A 20,762-nucleotide genomic window follows, 5' to 3' on the forward strand; every position below is an offset into this window, starting at 1 on the left:
CGGGGCACGCCTCGTCGGCGCACGGCGCGCGAAGGGCTGGGGCGGGGTGGAGGGAGGCGGTGCTGGGGGGTCCGGGGCGCCCGTTCAGCGGTGGTCGGCCTCGGCGAGGGCGGTGCGCAGGAGCGCGGCGGCCCCGGTGCTGTGCGGCGGCCGCATCAGCCCGTAGTGGTCGGTGGCGGCGTCGTGGCGGGTGAAGCCGGCCTCGGCCCGGCCGGCCCATCGATCGGCGGCGTGCTCCAGGGCTCCGGTCGTGCTCTGGACGAACAGGACCGGGCAGGGGGCGGCCGGCGGCTCGTACGTGGCGGCGGCGCGGATCCCGGTGCGGAACACCGCGTAGTGCCGGGCGAGGTCCCGCGGGTCCAGGCCGGGGGCGAAGCCCTCGCGTTCCACCTGCTCGGCGAGGACGGTGAGCCGGGCGGGGGTGTCGGTGACGCTCCGCAGGGCGCTCCGTAGCGCGGACCGGCTCTCGTCGGTGGGGTCGAAGCCGGCGGAGCGGGCCAGGTCCTCGTGGAACCACTCCAGCAGCTCGTTCTCGTCGTCGGGGACGTGGCCGGGCTCCGGGTAGCCGGTGTCCAACAGCGCCAGGGTCGCCACCTCCGCTCCGGCGGCGTGCAGTTGGACGGCCATCTCGTGGGCGAGGAGCCCGCCGAAGGACCAGCCGGCCAGGTGGTAGGGGCCGGCGGGACGGACCCGACGCAGGGCCTCCACGTGGGCGGCGGCCAGCTCCTCGACCGTGGCGTCGGACGTGGCGTCGGACGTCGGGTCGGGGTCGGTCGGGCCGGGTGCGGTCAGGCCGGGTGCGGTCAGGCCGGGTGCGGTCAGCCCGAACACCGGCCGGTCGGGGCCCAGTTCGGCGGCCAGGGCGCGGTAGCAGAAGACGTTCCCGCCGATCGGGTGGACGAGGAGGAGCGGGTCGAGCGTGCCCTCGGTCCGCAGGCGCACCACCGGGTCCGGGACCGCCTCGACGTGGCGGCCGCGCAGCAACGCGGCCTGTCGGGCGACGGTCGGGTGCTCCAGGACGGCCGAGACGCCGAGGCGTTCGCCGAAGGCCTGGTTGATCCGGCCGATCAGGCGCAGGGCGTCGATGGAGTGCCCGCCGGACTCGAAGAAGTCGTCGTGGACGCCGACCGGGCCGGCGGCCAGGAGTCCCTCCCAGATCCCGGCGAGGCGGGCTTCGAGTTCGTCGCGGGGCGGGGTCGGCTCGACACCGCCGCGCAGGTCTGCGGGGTCCGGGTCGGGCAGGGCGGCGCGGTCCAGTTTGCCGTTGGCGGTCAGCGGGAGGGCCGTCAGGCACACCCAGGCGGAGGGGACCATGTACTCGGGGAGCCGCTCGCGGGCGTGCCGGGCCAGTTCGCCCGGCTCGGGGGCGGAGGCGGAGGCGGCGTCCGGGCCGGCCGCGTCGGGGACGAAGTAGCCGACGAGGCGTTCGCCGCGGGGCAGGACCGCGCAGTCGCGCACGCCGGGGTGTTCGGCGAGGACGGCCTCGATCTCCCCCGGCTCGACGCGGAAGCCGCGGATCTTGAGCTGGTGGTCGGTGCGGCCCGCGTACTCCAGGGCTCCGTCGGGGCGGTGCCGGGCCAGGTCGCCGGTCCGGTAGAGGCGGCGGGTGGCGCCGTCGGGGCCGGTGTGCTCGATGAACCGCTCGGCCGTCAGCTCGGGTCGTCCGTGGTAGCCGTCGGCGAGGCCGATGCCTTCGAGGAAGAGCTCCCCGGTGACGCCGAGGGGGACCTCGGCCAGGCGCCGGTCCAGGACGTGGGTGCGCATGTTGGCGATGGGCCGGCCGATGGGCACGGTGTCGCCGCCGTCCGGCCGGCACTGCCAGTACGTGACGTCGACGGCCGCCTCGGTGGGCCCGTAGAGGTTGTGCAGTTCGACGCCGGGCAACCGCTCGAAGAACCTGCGCTGGACCTCGTACGGCAGGGCCTCGCCGCTGCAGACCACCCGGGTGAGGCCGGCGGCGCCGGCCACGGCCGCGGGATCGTCGAGGAACACGCTGAGCATCGACGGGACGAAGTGCACCGTGGTGACGCCCTCGTCGTGGATCAGGCCGGCGAGGTAGCCGGGGTCGCGCTGGCCGCCGGGGCGGGCGAGGACCAGGGTGGCGCCGGTCAGCAGGGGCCAGAACAGCTCCCACACGGAGACGTCGAAGGTGTACGGCGTCTTGTGCAGCACCCGCTCCCCCGGGGTCAGCCCGTACTCGTCCTGCATCCACAGCAGCCGGTTGGCGATGGCGCGGTGGGAGACGACGACTCCCTTGGGCTTGCCGGTGGATCCCGAGGTGAAGATCATGTACGCCGGGTCGGACGGCTCGGGCGCCCGGGCAGGACCCGCAGGGCCCGTCGCGGCCTCGTCCGGCCGGAGGACGGTGACCCCGGAGCCCTCCAGCCGCTCCGCCCACGCGCCCTCGGTGACCACCAGGCCGATACCGGACTCGGCGAGCAGGGACCGTACGCGCGGCGCCGGGTGCTCCGGGTCCAGCGGGACGTAGGCGGCGCCGGACTTGAGGACGGCGAGGAGGACGACGGGCAGGGCCAGGGAGCGTTCCAGCAGCAGGCCGACGAAGGTGCCGGGGCCCGCGCCCCGTTCCCGCAGCGCCGCGCACAGCCGCTCGGCCTCGGTGTCGAGGGCCCGGTAGGTCAGCTCCGCACCCTCGAAGCGGACGGCCGGGGCGTCGGGCGTCAGGTCCCGCTGCTCGTCGATCAGCCGGGTCAGGACGTGCGGCCGCGGATGATCGACGGCGGTGCGGTTCCACTCGGCGTAGCGGCGGTGTTCGGCCTCCGGCAGCAGGTCGGCGGCCGTGCAGTCACGGTCCGGGTACTCGGCGAGGTCGCGCAGGGCGGCCGTGTAGGACGCGTGCGCGCTCGCCATCTGCTCCTCGGAGAACTGGGCCGCGTCGAAGCGCAGTCCGAGTTCCAGCAGGGAGCCGTCGGGGCTGCGGGAGAACTCCGCGCCGAAGGCGAAGTCGGTGCCGGCCTCTCCGGTCTCCTCCAGCACGGTGAACGCGCCGTCGGCCGGGCCGTCCTGCTCCACGTGGAAGTGGGTGTAGTTGAAGAAGGTCTCGAAGAGCGGGCCGCCCCCGGAGAGGCGCTGGATCTCGGCGAGCGGGAAGCGGCGGTGCGCGTGCAGTTCCGCCTCGACGGCGGCGATCCGCGCGACGAGGCCGCGCCAGCTGAGCCCGGTGACGCCGACGCTCAGCGGCAGGGTGTTCAGGAAGACGCCGACGACCTTGTCACCGTCGATCTCCTCGGCGCGGCCGTTGTGGACCACCCCGGTGGTGACCGCGTCGCCGCCGCCCAGCAGGGCCATGGCCCTCAGGTGGGCGGCGAGCAGGACGGTGCGCAGCGGTACGCCGCATGCGGCGGCCAGGGCGGTGAGCCGGGCGTGCAGCCCATCGGGCAGGGGCGCGAGGTACCAGGACATGCGGGCGGGTCCGCCGGTCGCCGCCGGGCGGGGCAGCCGCGTCGCGGGGGCGTCGGCGGCCTTGCCGGTCCAGAAGGCGCGCTGCCCGGGGTCGGCCAGCGCGGCCCGTTCGAGGGCGACGAAGGAGGCGAACCGGGAGCGGGGGCCCGCCTGCGGGGAGGGACCGTCCGCGGGGGTACGGGCGGCGAGCGCCTCGGTGTAGCAGGTGGCCAGTTCGGTGAGGAGGGAACGTTCGCTCCAGCCGTCGAGGACGGCGTGGTGCTCGGCGACGAACAGCTGGAGCCGGGTGTCGGAGAGCCGCTGGACGTGGAAGCGGATCAGCGGGGGCCGGTCCCAGGTGAACGGCCTCGCGCGCTCTGCGGCGTAGCGGGCGGCGACGGCGGTGCGCCGCGCCTCGGCGTCGAGTCCGTACAGGTCCTCGAAGGTGATCTCCGGGCGGGCGCCCTGGTGGACGAGCTGGAGGGGCTCGGTGAAACCGTGCGGGTCGAAGGAGGTGCGCAGCATCTCGTGCCGGGCCGCGAGGACGGCGACGGTGGTCCGCCAGGCGTCCTCGGAGAAGGGCGCCTCGATCAGGTAGGAGGCCACGTTGTGGTAGACGCGTCCACCGGCCGACGGCAGGTCGCTGTGGTAGAGCATGCCGGCCTGGAGCCGGGTCATCGGGTAGGCGTCCTCCAGTCCCTCGGGCAGGGCGGCGCGATCCTCGGGAGCCAGCAGTGCGAACGGCTCGTACGGGGCTTCGGCGTCGGCCCCGGCCTCCCGCCGGGTCACAACGGGGGCCAGTGCGCGGGCCGTCTGACGGCTCATGAGGTCTCCGACGGTGAGGTCGAGGCCTCGTTCGCGGATCCGGGCGAGCACCTGGAGGGAGCGGATGGAGTCCCCGCCGAGGGCGAACCAGTTGTCCAGGGCGCCGACCCGTTCGTGCCCGAGGACCTGGGCGAAGACCTCGGTGAGCGCGGTCTCGACCGGCCCGTGGGGTGCCTCGTAGGCGGCGGTGGGGGTGCGGGCGGCCGAGCCGGGGGCGGGCAGTCGGCGCCTGTCGGTCTTGCCGTTGGCGGTCAGCGGGAAGGCGGGCAGGGTGACGAACGCGCCGGGGATCATGTAGCCGGGCAGCCGCCGCGCGAGGTGCTCACGCATGTCCTCGACGGTGGGGCCCGCCCCGTCCTCGGCCCCGGTCACGGCCAGGTAGCCGACCAGGACGTCGTTCCCCGCGGGATCCGGTGCGACGAGTGCGACGGCGGCGTCGACGAGGGGGTGGGCGGCCAGGGCGGCCTCGACCTCGCCGAGTTCTATCCGGAAGCCGCGCAGCTTGACCTGGTGGTCGATGCGGCCGAGGTACTCCAGGTCCCCGTCGGGCAGCGCGCGCGCCAGGTCGCCGGTGCGGTACAGCCGCGCGCCGCCGAAGGGCCCGGCGGGTGCGTCGGCGACACCGTCGGCGAGGCCGGTGGGGAAGCGCTCGGCGGTGAGTTCGGGCCGGCGCAGGTAGCCGCGGGCCAGGCCCGCCCCGGCGACGTACAGCTCCCCGACGGCGCCGCGCGGGACGGTCCGGCCGCGCGCGTCGAGCAGGTGCAGGCGTAGGTCGGGGATGGGCACGCCGATGACGCTGCCGCGGCCCTCCTCGGCGTCGCGGGCGGTCAACGGCCGGTAGGTGACGTGCACGGTCGTCTCGGTGATGCCGTACATGTTGACCAGGCGGGGTGCGGTGTCGCCGTGCCGGGCGAACCACCCGGCGAGGGCGGCGACGTCGAGGGCCTCCCCGCCGAAGACGACGTGGCGCAGGGCGAGCCCGGAGTGGGCCGGGCCGGCCGTGCGGTGGTGTTCCTCGTCGGCCCGGGCCAGCTGGTAGAAGGCGGAGGGGGTCTGGTTGAGGACGGTGACCCGTTCGGCGCGCAGCAGCCGGTGGAACTCCTCGGGCGAGCGGCTGGTCCCGTACGGGACCACGACGAGGCGGCCGCCGTGGGCGAGGGCGCCCCACAGCTCCCAGACGGAGAAGTCGAAGGCGATGGAGTGGAAGAGGGTCCACACGTCCTCGGGGCCGAACCCGAACCAGTGGTCGGTGGCGGAGAACAGCCGGGTGACGTTGGCGTGGGGCACCAGGGTGCCCTTGGGGAGGCCGGTGGAGCCGGAGGTGTAGATGACGTAGGCCAGGTGGTCCGGGGTCACGCCGGTGTCGGGGGCGGTGTCCGGTTCGGCGGCCAGGAGCGCGGCGTCGGCGAGCAGGTCGACGGAGTGCAGGCCGGGGGCGTCCCACAGGGCCCGGGTGTCGGTGGTGCCGACGACGTGCTGCAGGCGGGCGTCCTGGACGATGTGGCGCAGCCGCTCGGGCGGGTTGTCGGGGTCGAGCGGCAGGTAGGCGCCGCCGGCCTTGAGGATGCCGAGCAGAGCGACGACGAGGTCGGCGGAGCGGGGCAGGCACAGTCCGACGAGGGTGTCGGGTGCCACGCCGAGGGCGCGCAGCCGGTGCGCGAGCCGGTTGGCGCGGGTGTCGAGCTCGCGGTAGGTGAGGGACGTGCCTTCGTGGACGAGGGCGACCGCGTCGGGGGTGCGGGCGGCGTGTCCGGCGAAGAGCTCGTGGACGCACGCCGGCTCGCCCGGGGTGTGCGGGAGGTCGGCGCGGGCCGGGAGCGGCGAGCCGATGCCGGTCCGCTCGTCGGCCGACAGCATCGGAAGTCCGCTGAGCGGCAGTTCGGGGTTCTCGGTGGCGGCGTCCAGGAGGCGGGCGAAGTGCCGGCCGAGCTGCTGGGCGGTGGCGGCCTCGAACAGGTCGGCCCGGTACTCCAGCCGGCAGCTCAGCGCGCCGCCGATGCGTACGACGTCGAAGGTGAGGTCGAACTTGGCGGTCCCGGCGGGTCCTTCGAGCAGCCTGGCCTTCGGGCCGGGCAGGCCGTCGGTCATGGCGTCCTCGTCGTGCAGGCCGAACATGACCCGGAAGGGGGACGCCTCCTCGCCGGTGCGCCCGGGGGCGATCCGGTCGACGACGCGTTCGAAGGGCAGGTCCTGGTGGTCCTGGGCGTCGAGCACGGTGTCCCGTACGCGCTCCAGGTGGACCCGGAAGGCGGGGTCGTCGGACAGGTCAGCGCGGATCACCAGCGTGTTGACGAACAGGCCGACGGTGTCCTGGAACTCCTTGCGGTTGCGGCCCGCCACCGGCGTCCCGACCAGGACGTCGTCGGTGCCGGTGTAGCGGCCCAGCACGATCTGGAAGGCCGCCAGCATCAGCGTGTAGGGGGTGCTGTGGGTGTCACGGCACAGGCGCTCCATCCGGGCGAGCACCGGGGCCGGCACCTCGAAGGAGTGCAGCGCCGCCGCGCCGCGGGCCGCGCCGGCTGCGGGGCGGCCGTCGCGGGGCAGGGGCGCGTCGGGCAGTTCGCCGCCCAGTTGCTTCTCCCAGTAGGCGAGCTGGCGCCGGGCGGCGGCTCCGCGCAGCCATTCCTCCTGCCAGTCGGAGAAGTCGGCGTACTGGTAGTCCGGGGCCCGCAGGACCTCCGCGGCCCCCTCGGACACGGCCGGCCGCGGACGGTCGGCGCCGTCGGGGGCGTGGGCGGCGTGGGGGGTGCCGGGCCCGTCGCCGTGCCGGGCGTACGCGGTGAGGAGCTCGCGGGCGAGGATCCCGACGGACCAGCCGTCGGCGACGATGTGGTGCATGGCGAGCGCGAGGACCGCGCCCTCGGGGGTGTGCAGCAGGGCCGCCCGGAAGAGCGGTCCGGACTCCAGGTCGAAAGGCCGGTGGTGTTCGGCGGCCATCCACTCCTCGACCTCCCGGGGTCCGCGCGCCGCGGCGGAGGACCAGACGAGCGCGGCCTCGGTGTCGATGTGCTGCCACAGCTCGCCGTCCCGCAGGACGAACCGGGTGCGCAGCGCCTCGTGCCGGTCGACCAGACCCTGGGCGCAGGTGCGGAGCGCGGCCTCGTCCACCGGTCCTTCGAGGCCGTAGAAGACGGGCATGTGGTAGGTCGGCCTGCCCTCCTCCAGCTGCTGGAGGAAGTACATCCGCTGCTGCGCTCCGGACGCGCGGAACGCGCTGAACGACGGCTCCGCAGGGCGTTCGATCGGATCGTGACTGGCCAAGACAACTCCCTCGGCGCCGCACCGGTGACCGGCCCGCGACGCATGCTCCGCTTGCTTGCCCGTCCAGCCTAGGAACGGCATCGATTCGGGTGAAGTCGCCTGTTTCCGGTCCCCTGTTCACGTGACAAGAGCTGTGGACGACCTGCGTAAGTACCGGCGGAAGGTCGTGTTCCGACGCCGTTCCGGGACCCTGGGGCGGGACACTTCTGGCGCGGACCGAACCGAGATCGCCACAGGAGGCGCCATGCCCTTCATCACCGTCGGCCAGGAGAACAGCACCGACATCGACCTCTACTACGAGGACCACGGCAGCGGGCAGCCCGTCGTCCTCATCCACGGCTATCCGCTGGACGGGCACTCCTGGGAGAAGCAGCTTCCCGCCCTGCTCGACGCCGGCCACCGCGTCATCACCTACGACCGGCGCGGCTTCGGGCAGTCCTCCCAGCCCACCACCGGCTACGACTACGACACCTTCACCGACGACCTGCACGCGCTGATGGAGACCCTCGACCTCACCGACACGATCCTCGTCGGCTTCTCCATGGGCACCGGCGAGGTCGGCCACTACCTCGGCACCCGCGGTTCCGGACGCGTGGCCAAGGCCGCCTTCCTCGCCGGCCTGGAGCCCTACCTGCTCAAGACCGACGACAACCCCACCGGCGTCGACGGCAGCGTCTTCGAGGGCATCCTCGCCGCCGTCACGAAGGACCGCTACGCCTACTTCACCGACTTCTACCAGGCCTTCTACAACCTCGACGAGAATCTCGGCACCCGCATCAGCGATGAGGTCGTGCGCGCGAGCTGGGCCACCGCCGCCGGCGCGTCCGCGTACGCCTCCCGCGCCGCCGTCCTCACCTGGACCACCGACTTCCGGGCCGACATCCCCAAGATCGACGTACCCACCCTGATCCTCCACGGCACCGCGGACCGGATCCTCCCGATCGGGGCCACCGCGGAGCCCTTCCACAAGGCCCTTCCGCACGCCGACTACGTGGCCGTCGAGGGCGCCCCGCACGGTCTCCTGTGGACCCACGCCGAAGAGGTCAACAACGCCCTCCTCGCCTTCATCGGGAAGTAGCGCCCGGCGCGACCGTTCCTCTCGCCCCGGACTCCGCGACCGGTACCGCCGCGGAGTCCCGGGCGAGGACCGACACCGAGCCTGATGCAAGAAATTTGCTTTAAGCTGGCCGCATGAGCCGAAAAGCGATGGTCCGCCCGGGAGGCCGCAGCGCGCGGGTCCAGGAGGCGGTCCACACCGCCGTGCGCGAACTCCAGGCCGAGCTGGGCCGGCCGGAGCTGACGATCCCGCTGGTCGCGGCGCGGGCCGGCGTCACCCCGTCGACGATCTACCGCCGCTGGGGCGACCTGCAGGAACTGCTCTCGGACGTGGCCGTCGAGCACCTACGCCCGGAAGCTCCACCGGCGGACCACGGGACCCTGACGGCGGACCTGCGGGGCTGGGCCGAGCAGTTCTTGGAGGAGATGGCCTCCCCCGCGGGACGCGCGTACATCCGTGACGCGCTGCTGGGCGACCCCGCCGGCGACAACGCGGGTCAGTGTTCGGCGTACGCGGCGGAGCAGGTCGCCGTCGTGCTCGCGCGTGCCGCGGCGCGCGGTGAGGACGCCCCCGACGTCGAGACGGTGCTCGACCGGGTCGTGGCGCCGATGATGTACCGCATCCTGTTCCGCCCCGACGGCCTCACCGACGCGTACGCGCGACGCCTGGTACGCGAGGCCGTGGAGGGCTTCGGCGCGTCCGGCTGACCGACCTGCGAGACGAGGGGGGCCGACCCGCAAGACGGGGGGCCGACCCCGCGAGACGGGGCTACCCGCGACGCGGGGCGGCGCCGGTCAGCGGCCGGCGGGTGCGGCGACCACCGGTTCGAGCCGGTAGCCGTCCCCTTCGGTCACGACGCGGCCGGCGGTCGGCGCGGGGAAGTGCGTACCGAGGAGCAGGGCGCCGGTGTCGGCGAGCCGGGCGAGCAGCGCGCGCCGCGTGGCCTCGGCCCGCACGGGGTCGATGTCCACGCAGCTGCCGATCTCCGGATGCGCCAGCTGTACGGGGTGGTGGACGGCGTCCCCGGTGACGAGGGCGGTCGCGCCCGCGCTGCTCACCTGTACGGCGACCTGCCCCGGGGTGTGCCCCGGCGCGGGCAGCAGGCGCAGCCCGTCGGCCACGTCGACGCCTTCGGCCGGTACGTCGACCAGGTCGAGCAGACCCGCCTCCTCGACCGGCACGACGGAGTCGCGGAACATGCCGCGCCGCGCCTCGTCCATGTCGTAGGCGACCCAGAACGCGTACTCCACCCTCGACGTCAGGTAGCGGGCGTTCGGGAAGGTCGGCACCCACGCGCCGCCGACCTGCCGGGTGTTCCATCCGACGTGGTCGGTGTGCAGATGGGTGAGGATCACCAGGTCGACGTTCTCGGGGGTGAATCCGATGTCGGCGAGGCGGGCGAGGTAGTCGGTACGCAGGTCGTGCCACGCCGGATTGGCCCTCGTCTTGCCGTTGCCGATGCCGGTGTCCACGAGGACCCGCAGACCGTCCACGACCAGCGCGAAGCTGTGGCTGTCGAGGTGCAGGGCACCGTCCGGGCCGGCGAAGTCGGGGCGCAGCCAGTCGTGTTCGGCGACCACGTCCGGGGTGGCGGCCGGCAGCAGCCATGGCCCGGTCGCGGGCGGCAGGGGCACCTCGTCGACCCGGTGGACCGTGATCTCCCCGACGGACCAGTGGGCGGCGGCCCGGGACGGGGCCGGCTCGGTGAACTGTGCGGTGCACATGCGCGTGTTCCTTCGTCTGCAGTGGAGCGGACCAACAGTAAAAGCGATTCATTCGCTTTAAGCGACCGTAGGCCCTACCGTGGACTAACGCAAGCCGTTAGCTTTAAGGCGTCGGTGATCGTTCCGTCGTCCCCTCGGAAGGAAGGCAGCACATGTCCGCCCCGGACCTCGATCCACACCTCACTCCGCCTCGAGCCGCGTGGCCCGGGCTTCCACCGGCACAGGACCGCCAGGCGGACGTGGCGGCCGCCGCCGACCACATCCTCGCCGTCGTATCGCTCCTGCGGGAAATGGACTTCGGCGAGACACCGCCCTCCGCGGTGTACCGCGCGGGAGGGGAGCGGCACGATGCGGCCGTATGAGCTGACCGTGGCCGAAGCGGCCGAGGCCGTACGCACCCGGCGGCTCTCGCCGGTGGAACTGGTGGACTCCTCACTGGAGCGCATCGCGCGGGTCGAACCGCACCTGAACGCCTTCACCACCGTCACGACCGACCGTGCGCGGGAGGCGGCCCGCCGGGCGGAGACCGAGATCGCCCGCGGCACGCACCGAGGGCCGCTGCACGCAATGCCCGCCGGCCTGAAGGACCTCATCGACGTGGCCGGACTGGCGACCACGGCGAGCTCCCGGGTGCGGGCCGGCCACCGGGCGGAGACCGACAGCACCGTCGCGGCGCGGCTCACCTCGGCCGGAGCGGTGTTGGTGGGCAAGACCCACACGCACGAGTTCGCCTACGGGCTGACCACCCCTCAGACGGCCAACGCCTGGCACCCGGACCGGGTGGCCGGCGGCTCCAGCGGCGGGTCCGCCGTCGCCGTCGCCGCCGGGGCGGCCACCTTCGCCCTCGGGACCGACACCGGCGGATCGATCCGGGTGCCCGCCGCCCTGAACGGGGTCGTCGGACTGAAGCCGACGTACGGGCTGGTGCCGCGCCACGGCGTGACCTCGCTGTCCTGGTCGCTCGACCACGTGGGCCCCCTCACCCGCACCGTGGAGGACGCGGGGCTGGTCCTGGCGGCGCTCGCCGGACACGACCCGCGCGACCCGGCGTCCGTCGCGGTCCCGGCCGCGGAGCACCGGCCGGGACCGGGCACGGATCCGACGGATCCGACGGATCTGATGGGGCTGCGGGTCGGCGTGCCGGGCAACTACTACTTCGACCGGGTGGATCCGGAGGTGGAAGCGGCCGTCCGACGGGCCATCGGGCGGCTGGAGGAGCTCGGCGCCCGGCTGGTCGACGTCGAGATCCCGATGACGCGCTACATCCGGGCGACCCACTGGGGCCTGATGGTGCCCGAGGCCTCCGCCTACCACGAACGGACGCTGCGGACGGTGCCGGACCTGTACGGGGCCGACGTACGGGTCCTCCTGGAGGCGGGCGAGCTCATGACCGCGGGCGATCACCTGCGGGCCCAGCGCGCCCGCACCCTCATGGGCCGGGCCTGGCGAGAGATGATGGAAGCGGTCGACCTGATCGCCGCTCCGACCGTGCCGCTCACCGCCGTGGAGTCCGGTCGGACCGCCGTGACCTGGGGTGACGGCAGTGTGGAAAGCGTCGCCGACGCGTACGTACGACTCTCGGCCCCGGCCAACCTCACGGGCGTTCCCGCGCTGACCGTGCCCGTCGGCCTGGACTCGGCGGGCCTGCCGATCGGCATGCAGCTGATGGGAAGGCCCTTCGGCGAGGCCACGGTGCTGCGCGCGGGCCACGCCTACGAACGGACCGGCACCGCGCGGGGGATGGCCCCGGAACGGGCGTCGTGGCGGGCGCCGTAACGAACCTCGCAGCGGGATCTCCGGGATCGCCGGGATCGCCGGGATCCCCGACAGCCGGTGAACCGGCCCGGAACAGGCGGAGTTGAGCCAGTCGCGGGCGGCCGCGGCCGATGCGTCTGGTGGGGGTGGTGGGCGCTATGTAATGTCACATCGCATGATGCTTTTACGGCGTGCGGCGTCGGCCGCTGCCCTTCTCGCCACTGTCGTTCCCCTGGCGGTCGCCTCGCCCGCGCACGCGGCCGACGGTCCGTCCGCCTGCCGCACCTCGGCCTCCGTACCGCTGGACGCCGAACAGGCGCGGCTCTCGGACGCCCGCACCACGGCCCTCGTCGAGCGCGGCGGGCTCGCGGACTTCGTCCGCCGGTTCCCCGCCGCGCTGTGCTCGACCCGCGGCCCCGCCGAGGCCGACCGGCTGGTCGACGCCTGGGGCGAGGCCCTGTGGCAGGCCTCCGTACGGCGGGCCCAGGCCCAGCGGCCCGGCGGCGACCTCGCTCCCGGGGACGACCGGCCGCTGTACTGGGCGCGGCTCGGCATGACCGCCGCACTCGCCCGCTGGCAGCCGGAGTTCACCGCCGACCGGGCCGCGCTCCGCGCCCGCTTCGAGGACGCCTCCAGGGGCCTGACGAACAACGCCTTCCGGACCGCGCCGGGCGTACGACGCGTCTTCATCAGCGGGTTCGACCCCTTCGGGCTCGACGCCGAGATACGCCGCGCCAACCCGTCGGGATCGGCCGCCCTCCAGCTCAACGGACGGCGCGTGACCCTCGCCGACGGCAGCCCGGCCGAGATCCGCGCCGTCGTCCTCCCCGTGCGGTACGCCGACTTCGACGCCGGCATGGTGGAGCGCGCGTTCGCCCCGCGCATGGCCGGCGGCCCCGCCTCCGCCGACATCATCACCACCGTCAGCCAGGGCTACCCCGGCATCTTCACGCTGGAGGACTGGGCGGGGCGGGCACGGTCCGCCGACCCCTACCCCGACAACGCGCGCGCCCTCTCGGGCGGCACCCGCGAGCACCCGGTGACCGCCCCCGGCCTCGGTCCGGGTCCGGAGTTCATCCGCACCACTCTCCCCGCCGACGCGGTCACCGCCGCCGTGCAGAACCCGTACCCGGTCCTCCTCAACAGCGACGTCACCGAGATCCCGGCGGGCGGCACGGCCCCGGTCGACCGGACCGACGGCCCGACCCCGGGCTCACGGGCCGTGGCGGGCGGCGGGGGCGGCTACCTCTCCAACGAGGTGGCCTACCGCTCCAACCGGCTGCGCGCCGAACTCGCCCCGCGGCTGCCCGGGGGCCATCTCCACACCCCGGTGCTCACCGGCCTGCCGGCCGACCCCCGGCAACTGACCGGCGCCGAGTTCGAACACAACGAGAGCGCGATCGCCGCGGAGGTCCGCGCGGTCCTCGAACACGCCGCCGTGCGGCGGTAGCGGCAGCCCCGCCTGCGGTGCGTCCTGCTGCCATGGGGCAGGATGGCAGCCCGTTCCGGATGCGTACACACGCCCGAACGCGGCTTCAGGCACGACGAACTGACAGGTGACAAGGTGACGACACACCCACACCCCATACGACGGCCGGCAGCGCCCGTCGCCACTCCCCCGGGCCGGCGCGGCGCACCGGAGGGGGTCCGTTGACCCGGGATCTCGTCCTGCACGACTGGCTGGTCGCCGGGATCGCTCTGGCGGCGGGAGCCGCGGCCGGACTGCTGCTGCGCGCCCTCCTGCGGTGGCTGGGCCGGCACGCGGCGCGGACCCGGTGGCAGGGGGACGACATCATCGTCGACGCGCTGCGCACCATCGCGCCGGGGGCCGCCCTGATCGCCGGGGCGGCCGTGGCCGGCACCACCCTGCCGCTCACCGCGCGCGTCTCGGGGTTCGTGAACCAGTCGCTGACCGCGCTGCTCATCCTCATCGCCACGCTGAGCGCGGCGCGGGTCGTCGCGGGCCTCGTCCAGTCCGTGGCGGGGGCGCGCACCGGGGTGGCCGGGTCGGCGACCATCTTCGTCAACATCACGCGGATCGTGGTCCTCGTGATGGGCGTCCTCGTCGCCCTGGAGACCCTGGGCGTGTCCATCGCGCCGCTGGTCACCGCCCTCGGTGTGGGTGGTCTGGCGGTGGCCCTGGCCCTCCAGGACACCCTCGCCAACCTCTTCGCCGGCGTGCACATCCTCGCCTCGAAGACCGTGCAGCCGGGTGACTACATCCGCCTCACGAGCGGCGAGGAGGGCTACGTCGTCGACATCAACTGGCGCAACACCGTGGTCCGCAACCTGTCGAACAACCTGGTCATCATCCCCAACGGGCGTCTCGCACGGACCAACATGACCAACTTCACCCAGCCGGAGGCGCAGTTCTCGATCCTGGTCCAGGTGGGTGTGGGTTACGAGAGCGACCTCGAGCACGTCGAGCGGGTGACCCTCGACGTGGTCGGCAAGGTGATGGCGCACGTGGACGGCGCCGACCCCGCGCACGAGGGGGCCGTCCGCTTCCACACGTTCGCGGACTCCCGGATCAACTTCACGGTGATCCTGGGCGTCGGCGAGTTCAGCGACCAGTACCGGATCAAGCACGAGTTCATCAAGCGCCTGCACGAGCGGTTCCGGGCGGAGGGCATCTCGATCCCCGCGCCGACGCGTACGGTCGCGCTCCACCAGGACGAGGTCCCGGGGACGCCGGCACCGCACCCGCCGGTGCCTCCGGTCCCGCACCAGCGCGAGGCGCCGCCGTCGATGCTCGCGGACAGCGGCCGGTAACGCGCGGAGCCCGTACCCGAGCCCTCGCGTGCGTGCCGTCGGTGATGCGCGCGGGGGGCGGTGGCGGCCGGGTCCGGGTGCGGGTGCGGAATCCGTATGCGGTACGTCAAGACCTCACCAGGGCGGGTGCCTCCTCCCCCCACCGTGGGCAGGCTGCACGTGGCGACAGCCGATCGGCCGGCTGCTTCCGTCACGTCCGGACTGGAGGCATCACATGCCCGGGTACCGACTCCACGACCGTGCCGCCCTGTTCGGGGCCCTGGTGGTTCCCCTTCTCGTGGCACTCGCGCTCGTTCCCTTCCGCGCCCACCTCTCACCGCCGAACGAGGCCCTGGTGCTGGTCGTCGCCGTGGTCGCGATCGCCGCCTCGGGCACGCGGACCGCCGCGGCCCTGGCCGCGCTCTCCGCGGCGACCTGGTTCGGCCTCCTTCTCCTCTCCAGGCCCTACCGGCGGTTCACCATCGCCGACCGGGACGAGATCCAGACGGCCGTCCTGCTGCTGATCGTCGGGCTGATCGTCGCGCAACTGGCCGTCCGCGCCCGCAGGCTGGAGGCGGTCGTGGTCAGCGCGGCCGCGCACCTGTCCAGCCTCCAGGGCACCGCCCGGCTGACCGAGCGCGGCGGCTCACCGGACGTGGTGGTCGAGTTCGTCCGCCAGGAGCTCATCGGCCTGCTGGAGCTGCGCGGTTGCCGCTTCGAGTACGGGACCCTGATCGGGCACCGGCCTCGGCTGGAGCACGACGGCGGCCTGTGGCTGCGCCGCGGCGGCAAGGTCACCGGATACGCCGACTGGCCGGACGGCGAGACCGAACTGCGGGTCGTCGGGGGCGGCCACTACTACGGCCGCTTCCTCCTCGACCCCGTCCCCGGCCACCGCCTGCCGCCCGAGGACGCCCGCTCGGTGGCGATCGCGCTGGCCGCGCTGGCGGGCGCCGCGCTGGACACGGCGGGAGTGTGCCACCGAGGCTGAGCCCGGGGTCGAGGACCATCGGGTTCGGACCGGCTGCTCGCCACCTGTCGAGACGACCCCTTGGCGCCAGATCTCGGTCCGCTGTTCCTCGCGCCCCGAGAGCCCCGTGAGTTCGCGAAAACTGAAGGGTTCTCGGTAGGAACCCAGGGGTCCGGCAGTCATCTGCGGCGAGAATGCCTGGGTTCACGACGAACCTGGGGTACGGGTCCACCTACAGGGGTCGGTAGGCGCCGTATTTCCCGGCAAGGGAGTTCGTGGCGGCTTCGGCGACATCGGATCGTGGGCTGGAAAGGCATGCGGTGAGGAAGTGGTGCACTCGTTGCCCCCTCCAGCCGGCCGCGGCAACAGCGGGCAGCTCAGGGGAACGCGCGGGATGTCGCACAGCCCGGCTCACGGGGCGTGGCGGTGGACACGGGCGAGGATCAGGACCGTGTCGTCGGTCGGCGGTTCGGGCAGCAGGCCGGCCAGAATACGGTCCGCCATGTCCTCCAACGGCTGACCGTGTTCGCCCAGTTCGGCGCGCAGGGCGTCCAGTCCCACCTCGATGTCCCGTCCCCGGGCCTCGATGAGGCCGTCCGTGTACAGGGCGAGCGTCGCGTGCTCGGGCAGTTCGATCTCGGTGGTCCGGAACGGGCAGCCGCCGACGCCCAGCGGGACTCCGAGGACCTCGTCGACGGTCTGCACCGTGCCGTCCGGCCGGAGCACCAGGGGCGGGGGGTGGCCGGCGCTGGCGATGCGGGCGCGTCCGGTGCGCGGGTCGTAGACGAGGTACAAGCAGGTCGCGAGCTCGATACCGGCCTCCTGGGCACAGGCGTCGAGTTCGGTGAGCAGGTCGGCGGGCTCGACGTCGTGGCGGGCCAGCGCCTTGGTGGTGATGCGGAGGTAGCCCATGGCGGCGGCCGCGGTCACCCCGTGCCCCATCACGTCGCCCACGACGAGGACGACCCGACCGTCGGGCAGGTTGATCACGTCGTACCAGTCACCGCCGACCTCGGTGATCCTGCTACCGGGTACGTACCGGTGGGCCACGTCCACGTACGGGCTGGCCGCCAGCGCGGTGGGCAGCAGGGCCCGCTGCAGGGTGAGCGCGATGTCCTGGACCCGGCTGTAGAGGCGGGCGTTGTCCAGGCAGATCGCGGCGCGCGAGGCGAGTTCGCCGGCCAGGCTGACGTCCTCCTCGGAGAAGGGCGGACGGGCGGCGGACCGGCCGAACATGGCGATGCCCTGGACGGTGCCCCGGGCGACGAGCGGGGCGACGAGGATGCAGGCCACCCCGCTCTCGGCCATGAGCCGTGCGCGTGACTCGATGACGACGGTCCGGGCCAGGAACGCCTCGTCCACGGTGGCCGAGATGGCGCGGCCGGTGCTCAGCATGTCGTGGATGACGGAGCCCGGCGGGTAGCGCACCTTCTCCACCCCGCTCACGAGTTCGACGGCCGGAGCGGGCAGGGTCGTCCCGGAGGCGATGCGGCGGGTGAACAGGGGCCGCCCGGGATCAAAGTCCTCGGTCTCGTCCATCCATTCCACGATCTCGACGACGGAGCCGTCGCAGAAGTCCGGCATCGACGCGTCGACGAGTTCCTGGGCGGTGAGGTTGACGTCCAGGGTGGTCCCGATCCGGGTGGAGGCCCCGTCGAGGAGGGCCAGCCTGCGACGGGCGGCGGTGGCTTCCAGGATGGCCCGTTCCCGGTCGGTCACGTCGATCATCAGCCCGCCCACGCCGGCGTGCGTGCCGACGGCCCGGCTCAGCGGGAAGAAGCTCACGGACCGGACCTGGTCCCGGTCCGGATGCCCGCGGGGGCGCACGCCGACCAGGGTCCCGACGACGGGCGCTCCGCCCCGGGCGACGGCGCGCACCATGCGCTCGTACTCGCCGCCGTCGGACATGATCATGATCTCGTCCATGCGCTGGCCCAGGTGGGACCGGATCGGCAGGCCGTCCATGTCGGCGAGCGCCTGGTTGAGGTGGATGTAGCGCAGGTCCTCGTCGACCATGACGAGGCCGATGGGGCAGGTCTCGAAGAGGGCGTCGAGGAAGGCGAGGTTGGTCTTGACCCGGTCGAGTTCGTCGCTGCGGCTCGTCAGGATCATCACCACCGAGGGGCCGGAGCCGGTCACGGAGAAGGACCGGAAGCCGCAGTCGAAGGCCGTGCCGTCGCGGTGCCGGGCCGTCAGCCTGCCCCGCCAGTAGCCCTGCGTACGGCCTTGTTCCGTCAGCCGGGCGCACGACGCGGAGGTGCCGCGGGAGGCATCGGCGAAGAGGAGGGCGCCGGGCCGGGTGAGGACGGCGCCGGGTTCGTACCCGAAGAGGTCGCGGGCGCCGGGCCCCCAGTAGCAGACCCGGTCGTGCTCGTCGATGCCGAGGACGGCCACGGGCACGCGCTCCAGCAACGACCCGGGCTCGGACCAGATCGGGCCCTGGGTCTCCTCGCCCCCCGGCCGAGCCGATGGCACGAGACGTCCCCTTCCGCACGCCGTTCTCTCCACATCATCATGCGGACACGTCGTGCGGGCACGCCGGGCGCCGCGCAGGGTCTCTCGTCCTCGCACGGCCGACACCACATGAGGCGCGATCGCATCAGCAAGACAATCATGCAATTCATCTGGCAAATATCGGCATCGACCGCCGATTCACCTTTTGGATGATCAACCGTAACGGCATGCGACCGAGCGGCTCGATTCCGTGCCCTGAACCAGGTGCCGCCCCGGGTGCGCCCCTGGTTGACTGGCCGTGGCCACCACCCTCCGGACCGCTTGGCGGCTCTCGTGGTCACGGAGTGACCTGGCCAAGGAAGCCCCCGCGCGCCGACAGCGGTGTTCGGCGCGCGGGGCTTCGCCGACCGCCGACCGCCGACCACACCCGTACATCGTGGCGCTGCGACGGCCCGGGTTTCGACACCCCGGCACCTGCCGAGCCCGCCGGACTCCCGCATGATCGATGTTCCGCCTTCCTTCGATCACGGGAGTCCAGCCCATGTCCGACATCAGCGTGCGTTCCGTACGGGACGGCGACTTCGCCCAGTGGCGCGTCCTCTACCGCGGCTACGCCGACTTCTACGGCGTGGAACAGACCGAGGAGGCGGCCGCCACGGTGTGGTCCTGGGTGACGGACCCCGGACACGAGGTCAACGCCCTGGTGGCCGAGGACGCCGAGGGCCGGCTGCTGGGCCTCGCGCACTACCGTCCGTTCGCGCGCCCGCTCTCCGCGACGGTCGGCTGCTTCCTCGACGACCTGTTCGTGGCACCGCAGCACCGCGGCTCGGGCGCCGCCGACCTGCTGCTCGGCGCCCTGCGCGCGCTCGCGGCCGAGCGGGGCTGGAGCGTGGTCCGCTGGATCACCGCCGACGACAACCACCGCGCCCGCGCCAAGTACGACCAGGTCGCCCGGCGCACGATGTGGGTCACCTACGACATGACCCCCTGAGCCCCGGCGGTCGGTCACCCCCGCACGGGGTTCGACAAGCACCCGGGCACGGGCGGACGCGTCGATGTCGCGTCAAGGCGTCAGCCCAGCGTGAACCAGGCCGCCCGTGCCTTCTTCCACTCCGCGTGGGTCAGGTCCTTGGCCTCGGTTCCGTCCCCGTACAGGTCCGCGGACCCGCTGTCCGTGATCAGCTGCACCCGGGCGCCCGGAACCGTCAGGTCCGGCACCTCCACGATGGCCTCCCAGCCGCCGGGGTCGGTGGTCGGCAGGTCCGCCCGCTCGACCGGCGCGTGGCCGGGGACGCCGTCCCACTGGTAGAGCGCGTACGGGTCGGAGTTGTCGTCCGCGGCCCAGGAGCCGGCCAGGATCAGGTACTGCCCGGCCGCGTTCTTGCGGATGTCCCGGACGGAGAGGCCGCCGAGGTCCAGCTCGATGCCCGCGCCGAAGGTGGCCTTGGCCCCGCTCGCCAGGACCTGGTCGAAGTTGGTGACCGGCACGATCAGGGCCTTGCCGCCCGGCACGACCGGCGCCAGCGGGGCCCGGAAGCCCAGGTAGGCGGTGCTGGTGGAGCCCGGGGCGAACTCCAGGCCCTCGACGTTGAACCCGTCGATCTGCTTCGGTGCCTCCCCGTCCGCGGTGCCCGCCGCGAAGCCGTACCTGTTCCCGTTGGCCTTGTCCCAGGCCACCAGGTCGTCGCGGAGCTTCTTGTACGAGCGCCCGTAGGCCAGCTTTGTGCTCGCGCCGGAGCCGCTCACCGTGGTGGTGAATACCGTGTTGCGGGGCGCCTTGTACTCGCCGTCCTTGTTGTTGCCGAGCGAGCCGGTCCAGTAGATGGTGTTGCCGATCCGGGTCGCGCCCTCGATGTCCACCTCCTTGGTGACGCCGAGCTGCGAGCTGAAGTCCCAGGTCCTCACCGGCGCGCCCGAGCGGGAGCGGTCGTACAGGCGCAGCACGTTGGACTCGTCGTCGGCCACCACCGCGTACCCGCCGCCCACGTCCACGGCGGCCGAGGCGTCCGCGGACCCGGTGAGGTACCGCGCGTCGGCCGGGTTCTGCACGGCGGCCGAGGCCGCGTAGGACAGCGTCTTGGTGGCGGTCTTGCCGCCCAGCCCGGTGACCTTGACGGTCAGGTTGGTGTAGCCGCGGCCACGCGCGGCGACGGCCAGCTGCCGCACCGCCCCGGCGCCCGTGAAGGCCACGTCCCCGGTACCGGCGACCGAGGCCTTGCTCGACGCGGACACACTGACGGTGAGCGCGGATGCGTCGGCCCCGCTCTGGCCGACGGTGACGTCCACGACCGGGTCACCGGTCGCGCCGACGGCCCCGGACAGGTAGGAGGCGGACAGCGCGATCGTCGGCGTCCCGTACGTCACGGCCTGCGCGGGCACGGTCAGCGCGGCGACCAGCAGGGCGGCGGCGCCGGCGGTCCCGGCGGCGAAGCGAACGGTCACGGAAGGTCCTCTCGTCTACGGCGTCACGTCGTGACGGCCGTCGAGAAGATTCGGCCACGGTGGACAATTCCCGGTGCACACCACCCGTCCACCCGGAGAACAGCGTTCCGGAAATCCGCCGCGC

The 20,762-nt window shown here is 73.4% G+C and carries 12 protein-coding genes; 8 read left to right on the forward strand and 4 right to left on the reverse strand.

Annotated elements, in window-relative coordinates:
- Positions 1-84: 84 nt before the first annotated feature.
- Positions 85-7,485, reverse strand: coding sequence for an amino acid adenylation domain-containing protein (locus AB8A24_RS08025; protein WP_369475232.1), 7,401 nt, complete (start codon positions 7,483-7,485; stop codon positions 85-87).
- A gap of 244 nt (positions 7,486-7,729) precedes the next feature.
- On the opposite strand from AB8A24_RS08025, the gene AB8A24_RS08030 reads away from it, so the two are divergent.
- Entirely contained in the window at positions 7,730-8,563 is an 834-nt protein-coding gene (locus tag AB8A24_RS08030) for an alpha/beta hydrolase (protein ID WP_328960667.1), read from the forward strand.
- A gap of 113 nt (positions 8,564-8,676) precedes the next feature.
- Positions 8,677-9,249, forward strand: a complete 573-nt coding sequence (locus tag AB8A24_RS08035) for a TetR/AcrR family transcriptional regulator C-terminal ligand-binding domain-containing protein (RefSeq protein WP_369475233.1) — start codon at positions 8,677-8,679, stop codon at positions 9,247-9,249.
- 87 nt (positions 9,250-9,336) lie between these two features.
- On the opposite strand, the gene AB8A24_RS08040 is transcribed toward AB8A24_RS08035, so the two are convergent.
- Positions 9,337-10,266, reverse strand: a complete 930-nt coding sequence (locus AB8A24_RS08040; RefSeq protein ID WP_369475234.1) for an MBL fold metallo-hydrolase — start codon at positions 10,264-10,266, stop codon at positions 9,337-9,339.
- A 152-nt stretch (positions 10,267-10,418) separates the two neighbouring features.
- Here AB8A24_RS08040 and AB8A24_RS08045 point away from each other — a divergent pair, with 152 nt between their 5' ends.
- The 5 genes from AB8A24_RS08045 (at position 10,419) to AB8A24_RS08065 (ending at position 15,763) form a co-directional block, all read left to right on the forward strand.
- A complete protein-coding gene (locus AB8A24_RS08045; protein ID WP_328960670.1) occupies positions 10,419-10,628 on the forward strand; it encodes a hypothetical protein in 210 nt (69 codons plus the stop codon).
- Entirely contained in the window at positions 10,615-12,042 is a 1,428-nt protein-coding gene (locus AB8A24_RS08050; RefSeq protein WP_369475235.1) for an amidase, read from the forward strand. Before AB8A24_RS08045 ends, AB8A24_RS08050 begins: the two co-directional genes overlap by 14 nt.
- A 154-nt stretch (positions 12,043-12,196) precedes the next feature.
- Positions 12,197-13,471 carry a pyroglutamyl peptidase gene (locus AB8A24_RS08055; protein ID WP_328960672.1) on the forward strand — a complete coding sequence of 425 codons (1,275 nt, stop codon included), beginning with the start codon at positions 12,197-12,199 and terminating at the stop codon, positions 13,469-13,471.
- Positions 13,472-13,671: 200 nt separating this feature from the next.
- Positions 13,672-14,793 carry a mechanosensitive ion channel family protein gene (locus tag AB8A24_RS08060; protein WP_328960673.1) on the forward strand — a complete coding sequence of 374 codons (1,122 nt, stop codon included), beginning with the start codon at positions 13,672-13,674 and terminating at the stop codon, positions 14,791-14,793.
- A 214-nt stretch (positions 14,794-15,007) separates the two neighbouring features.
- The gene (locus AB8A24_RS08065; protein ID WP_328960674.1) at positions 15,008-15,763 is read left to right on the forward strand and encodes a DUF4118 domain-containing protein; all 756 of its coding nucleotides are present in this window, start codon (positions 15,008-15,010) and stop codon (positions 15,761-15,763) included.
- A gap of 390 nt (positions 15,764-16,153) precedes the next feature.
- On the opposite strand, the gene AB8A24_RS08070 is transcribed toward AB8A24_RS08065, so the two are convergent.
- Positions 16,154-18,217: a SpoIIE family protein phosphatase gene (locus AB8A24_RS08070; protein WP_369475236.1), complete on the reverse strand. Its 2,064-nt coding sequence runs from the start codon at positions 18,215-18,217 to the stop codon at positions 16,154-16,156.
- A 520-nt stretch (positions 18,218-18,737) separates the two neighbouring features.
- On the opposite strand from AB8A24_RS08070, the gene AB8A24_RS08075 reads away from it, so the two are divergent.
- Positions 18,738-19,187, forward strand: coding sequence for a GNAT family N-acetyltransferase (locus AB8A24_RS08075; protein WP_328960676.1), 450 nt, complete (start codon positions 18,738-18,740; stop codon positions 19,185-19,187).
- Positions 19,188-19,267: 80 nt separating this feature from the next.
- Here the strand turns inward: AB8A24_RS08075 and AB8A24_RS08080 are convergent, their stop codons facing one another.
- Positions 19,268-20,596 carry a hypothetical protein gene (locus AB8A24_RS08080; RefSeq protein WP_369475241.1) on the reverse strand — a complete coding sequence of 443 codons (1,329 nt, stop codon included), beginning with the start codon at positions 20,594-20,596 and terminating at the stop codon, positions 19,268-19,270.
- Positions 20,597-20,762 lie beyond the last annotated feature (166 nt).

Origin of the sequence: Streptomyces sp. BF23-19 (genome assembly GCF_041106355.1) — a bacterium.
In the GTDB taxonomy this organism is placed as follows: domain Bacteria; phylum Actinomycetota; class Actinomycetes; order Streptomycetales; family Streptomycetaceae; genus Streptomyces; species Streptomyces virginiae_A.